Consider the following 3,830-nt stretch of genomic DNA (forward strand, 5'->3'; position numbering starts at 1 on the left):
AAGTACAGGAGGTAGCGGTGTCCCAGAAGTTGAAGATCAAGGGTGCGGTCGTCGTCGCGCTCTTCGCGCTTATTGCGGTGGCGTTGCTGGTCACGGGGTCCGACGAGGCTGCCGCGGGGGTCGTCCGATGATCGCCGTCGAGGTGCGTGCTCCGGCCGTCCGGGCGGCCGGGACGCGGGGGCCGGTGCCGCGGTGGGCGGACTGGGCGGCGCAGGCGACGCTGTGGTGCGCCCTCCCGGCCGGGATCTGGCGGATCCTGTTCGCCGCCGGGCTGCCCGCCGGCTTCACCGGCTCGCAGGACCCGCAGGGCACCTGGTTCATGCTCCCCTACGTCATCGTCCTGTCGGTGGTGTCGGAGGCGGTCGCGTTCCTGAGCCTCGGGCTGGTCCGGTGGTGGGGGGAGACGTGGCCGCGCTGGGTGCCGGTTCTGGGCGGGCGGCCGGTCCGTCCGGCCGCCGCGATCGTCCCGGCGTCGCTCGGGTCGATCGCGCTGGTCTGCCTGTGGACGCCGCTCGTCCTCGGCTTCGACACCGGCGATCCCGAGATGCCGCACGGTGCCAAGCTCGTGATCATGCAGGTCTGCTACCTGCCGCTGGTCGCCTGGGGCCCGCTCCTGGCCGCGGTGACGGCCGCCTACGCCGTCCGGCGGCGCCGCTACGGCTGACCGTCCGCGGCTCAGGCGCCGAGGATGGCTCTGGTACCGGCGAGGCGGGGGTCGAGGCGTCGCCGATTAGGACGGTATTCATGGCGATTAAATCTTCGCCGTATTTCGAAGTAGTGCACTGTTGGACGGGGTTCCACCAGGTCATATCGTCTCGGCATTCGGTGATTTTTGATCCGACTTGCCGGATGAGCGGGCACTATGATTGCGGTCATTCGTTTCGCCGGAGGTGGTTGAACGTGGCCGAGTCCTACGGTTTCTCCGAGTCCGATGTCGATGCCTTCGCGGAGGAGACCGCCAAGGAGATCCAGAAGACGGCAGAGCTCAGGACGCGCCTGAGCGAGCTGGTCGGGCGGGCCGAGTCCCGCGACGGCCGGGTCCGGCTCGGGCTCGCCGCGGAGGGGGCGATCACCGAACTGGAGATCGACCCGCGGGCAATGCGCATGGCGTCCGCTGAGCTGGCCGAAACGATCGTGAAGGCGTCCCAAGACGCTTTGCAGGATCTGCAGCGCCAGGCACGGGAACTCACCGAGGACGCGTCCGTCGCACCTGAGGACGTCGCCGACATCGTGCGCGACCCGCAAGCCCTGGAACAGCAGATGCGGCAGTTGCACGAGGGGTTCGAGCGCGCTCTCGGCGACTCGTTGAAGCTCATGGACGACCTGCACCGCAAAATGGGCCGGTGACGCCTTCATCCCGCCGGAACGCGCCGTTCAACGGGAAGAATGCGGGCCGCCGGCCAGCGGTCAAGGAGTTCCTCGCGGCCGCCGCAGCACCGGCGGCCTTCGTGTTCGGCCTGGTCTTGCTGGCCTGGGTAATGGTCGCGCTTCCCGGGGTGATCGTGTACACGGTCATGTGGGGGGAGCGGGCCGTGGCCACCGTGGAGGGGTGTGAGGAACGCGCGCCGCTCCGCGACGTCGAGTACCTGGACTGCCGGGGCACGTGGCGGTTCGCCGACGGTTCCGAGGGCTCCGGCCATGTGTCCGGGGTGGGCCGCGCGGACGTCGGGCGTGAGGTGCAGGTGCGGGCCGGGCCGTTCGGCCCGTACGCCGGGGGCCTGGACCGGTCGCGTCACGCGCTGTACCCGGGAGCGTTCCTGTGGGCGACGATGCTGCCGGTGGCGGGGGTGGTCTCGGCCTTCTACCTCCGGGCCCGGGCACGAGCCCGGTGGGTGCTCGCTCAGATCGGCGAACGCGACGGGCCGTCCATGACGGGGCGGCGTCGATGGCGGGACGCGCGGCGCAGGACGCTGCTGCGGTTCCGTGCCTCAGCCCGTCCACCGGTATTGGCCGGAGCCGGTCTCGTCGAGCCCCAGGAGGAGGAGGCCGTTCGGCGGTTCGCGACTCGCCGGCCCTTCGTCACGGCCCGCGTCCCCGGAGCAGGGGCCGCGTTCTTCATCGTCCGGCGGCCCGGGGGCCTCGCGGTGCTCGATGCCGGCGGGCGGCCGACGGTCATCGTCCGGCGTGTCAGCCACTCCCCACCCCGGCTGCTGCTCCTGGCGCCCGACCGGACACCGCTCGGCGAGATCGCCACCTACCCCGGCAGCGAGGACCAGCCGGGCGTCGCCTTCCACGTCGTCACCGAGTCCGGGGAGACCGTGGCGGACGTCGTGGCGAGGTTCCTGCGCTACACCGTGGTGTTCACCGGTGAGCCGCCTGAGCACCTGAGGCACGCCGTGCTGGCGTTCGCGTTCGACGCTCTGCGCCTGACCCGATAGGCCAGGCGGCCCGCACCGTCGTCAGAACGTGGGGATGTCCGGCTCGGGGTCGATCGGGTTGGCGTATTTGCCCCCGTCTGGAACGCCCCACGTGTCCGGTCCCTGCTGGCGGAAATTGCTGCTCGGCGACAAGCCGAACGTGTCGGCGGTCTGGTAGCCGAATCCGCCCCAGAACGACTTTCCCAGCAGCCCCTTGGTGGTGCCGGTGAATCCCTTGGAGCCCGGACCACCCGCGATCTTGTTTTCCACGAAGGAGATGGCGATCTCGTCGATGGAGTAGAGCGTGCTCTGGAGCAGGTCACCGGCGGCGGTGTCCGAACCGGTCGCGAGCTGGAACGCGACGTTCCCGCCCGTCAGAGCGGCGATCATGCCCGCCGCCGTCTGCGCGACGGTACGCAGTTGCGCGGCGGTCGCGCGGAGTTGCATGCCGACGGTGGTGGCGAAGGTGTTGGCCCAGGCCATGAAGCCCTGGCCGTACCCGGGGATCCAGGACTGCGCGAGATAGGCGATCGCGATGGCCAGGAGCACGGTGGCCATCACGGCGAGATAGATACCGAAGATGAACAGGATGAACGCGTACAGCAGCAGGGTCACCGCGATGAGGGTGGCCGCGAAAGCGGCCGTTTTCAGATGGCGGACGAACTCGCTGATCTTCTGGTCGAATGCCTCACGGTCGTCACCGGTCCAGGTGCTCTTGTCGACGCCCTTCACCCGGTTCTCGATCCCCTCGGCGGCCTCTTTGAGCTTCTTCGCGGTCTCCATCCACTGGTTCGCCCCGTCCTCGATGGCGCCCGGACTGCACTGGGTCTCCAGCGCGACCAGGGCGGTGATTCGGACCGGTGGCAGCATCGCGCTGCCGATCGTCGAGGCGACCAGCGCCTCCTTGAAGAACCACTGTCCCGAGGCAAGCGCTCCCATGACGTCCTTCCTCCCCGGCCGATGCAGAGCCCGGCTCCGCAGGCCCTGCGGCTAGTTGAGCCCTCCGCCGCTGGCCTCGTCAGCGGCCCGCTGCTTCTCGGCGACCTTGCGCAGTCCGCTTTCGACCTGCTGTATGGTCCGGTATTTGCTTTCGATGTCCTGGAGGTAGAAGTTCCGGGAGATCGCGTGCGCCGACGAAAGCCCCCATCCCACGATCCCCCAGGCCGTATGGCCGATATTGATCGCGTCAGCGGAGGCATGCGCCTGCTTGATCTTCTCGCCCTCCTGCCGCACCAGGTCTTTGCCGAGCTTCTCGATGGCGTCGGCGATCCACTCGATCTCCTTGCCCATGCGCCCTCCCATCCCTGGCCTGACTCGCCACCTGACAATTCGTCGACGATACCGCCGATTGCTGTCACGGGTGCAGACCCGTTCGAGCAATGCGCGGGCGCGGGCCTGTTGTGGTCATCGGTCAGGCGTGGAGGATGGCGTCGATGACCTTTGGGGTGTCGGTGAGGTCGGGGAGGACGACCT

5 protein-coding genes are annotated in these 3,830 nt (G+C 69.0%); 3 read left to right on the forward strand and 2 right to left on the reverse strand.

Annotated features, from left to right (window positions below; all coding sequences use genetic code 11):
* Window positions 1-127: 127 nt before the first annotated feature.
* From E1264_RS41255 to E1264_RS41265, 3 genes are all read left to right on the forward strand, one after another.
* Window positions 128-664, forward strand: coding sequence for a hypothetical protein (locus E1264_RS41255; RefSeq protein WP_207936930.1), 537 nt, complete (start codon window positions 128-130; stop codon window positions 662-664).
* A gap of 236 nt (window positions 665-900) precedes the next feature.
* Window positions 901-1,347: a YbaB/EbfC family nucleoid-associated protein gene (locus tag E1264_RS41260; RefSeq protein ID WP_165964654.1), complete on the forward strand. Its 447-nt coding sequence runs from the start codon at window positions 901-903 to the stop codon at window positions 1,345-1,347.
* On the forward strand, window positions 1,344-2,378 hold the full coding sequence (locus E1264_RS41265; protein ID WP_132182809.1) for a hypothetical protein: 1,035 nt from the start codon (window positions 1,344-1,346) through the stop codon (window positions 2,376-2,378). Before E1264_RS41260 ends, E1264_RS41265 begins: the two co-directional genes overlap by 4 nt.
* A 21-nt stretch (window positions 2,379-2,399) precedes the next feature.
* On the opposite strand, the gene E1264_RS41270 is transcribed toward E1264_RS41265, so the two are convergent.
* Window positions 2,400-3,296: a hypothetical protein gene (locus E1264_RS41270; RefSeq protein WP_132182811.1), complete on the reverse strand. Its 897-nt coding sequence runs from the start codon at window positions 3,294-3,296 to the stop codon at window positions 2,400-2,402.
* 51 nt (window positions 3,297-3,347) lie between these two features.
* Entirely contained in the window at window positions 3,348-3,647 is a 300-nt protein-coding gene (locus E1264_RS41275) for a hypothetical protein (RefSeq protein ID WP_132182813.1), read from the reverse strand.
* Window positions 3,648-3,830 lie beyond the last annotated feature (183 nt).

The sequence above is a fragment of the Actinomadura sp. KC216 genome, assembly GCF_004348535.1.
Classification (GTDB): domain Bacteria; phylum Actinomycetota; class Actinomycetes; order Streptosporangiales; family Streptosporangiaceae; genus Spirillospora.

What these genes read in the sequence shown, in the direction of transcription:
- E1264_RS41255 (WP_207936930.1), top strand. Translation starts at nt 128, where the DNA reads ATGATCGCCGTCGAGGTGCGTGCTCCGGCCGTCCGGGCGGCCGGGACG.
- E1264_RS41275 (WP_132182813.1), bottom strand. Translation starts at nt 3,647, where the DNA reads ATGGGCAAGGAGATCGAGTGGATCGCCGACGCCATCGAGAAGCTCGGC.
- E1264_RS41270 (WP_132182811.1), bottom strand. Translation starts at nt 3,296, where the DNA reads ATGGGAGCGCTTGCCTCGGGACAGTGGTTCTTCAAGGAGGCGCTGGTC.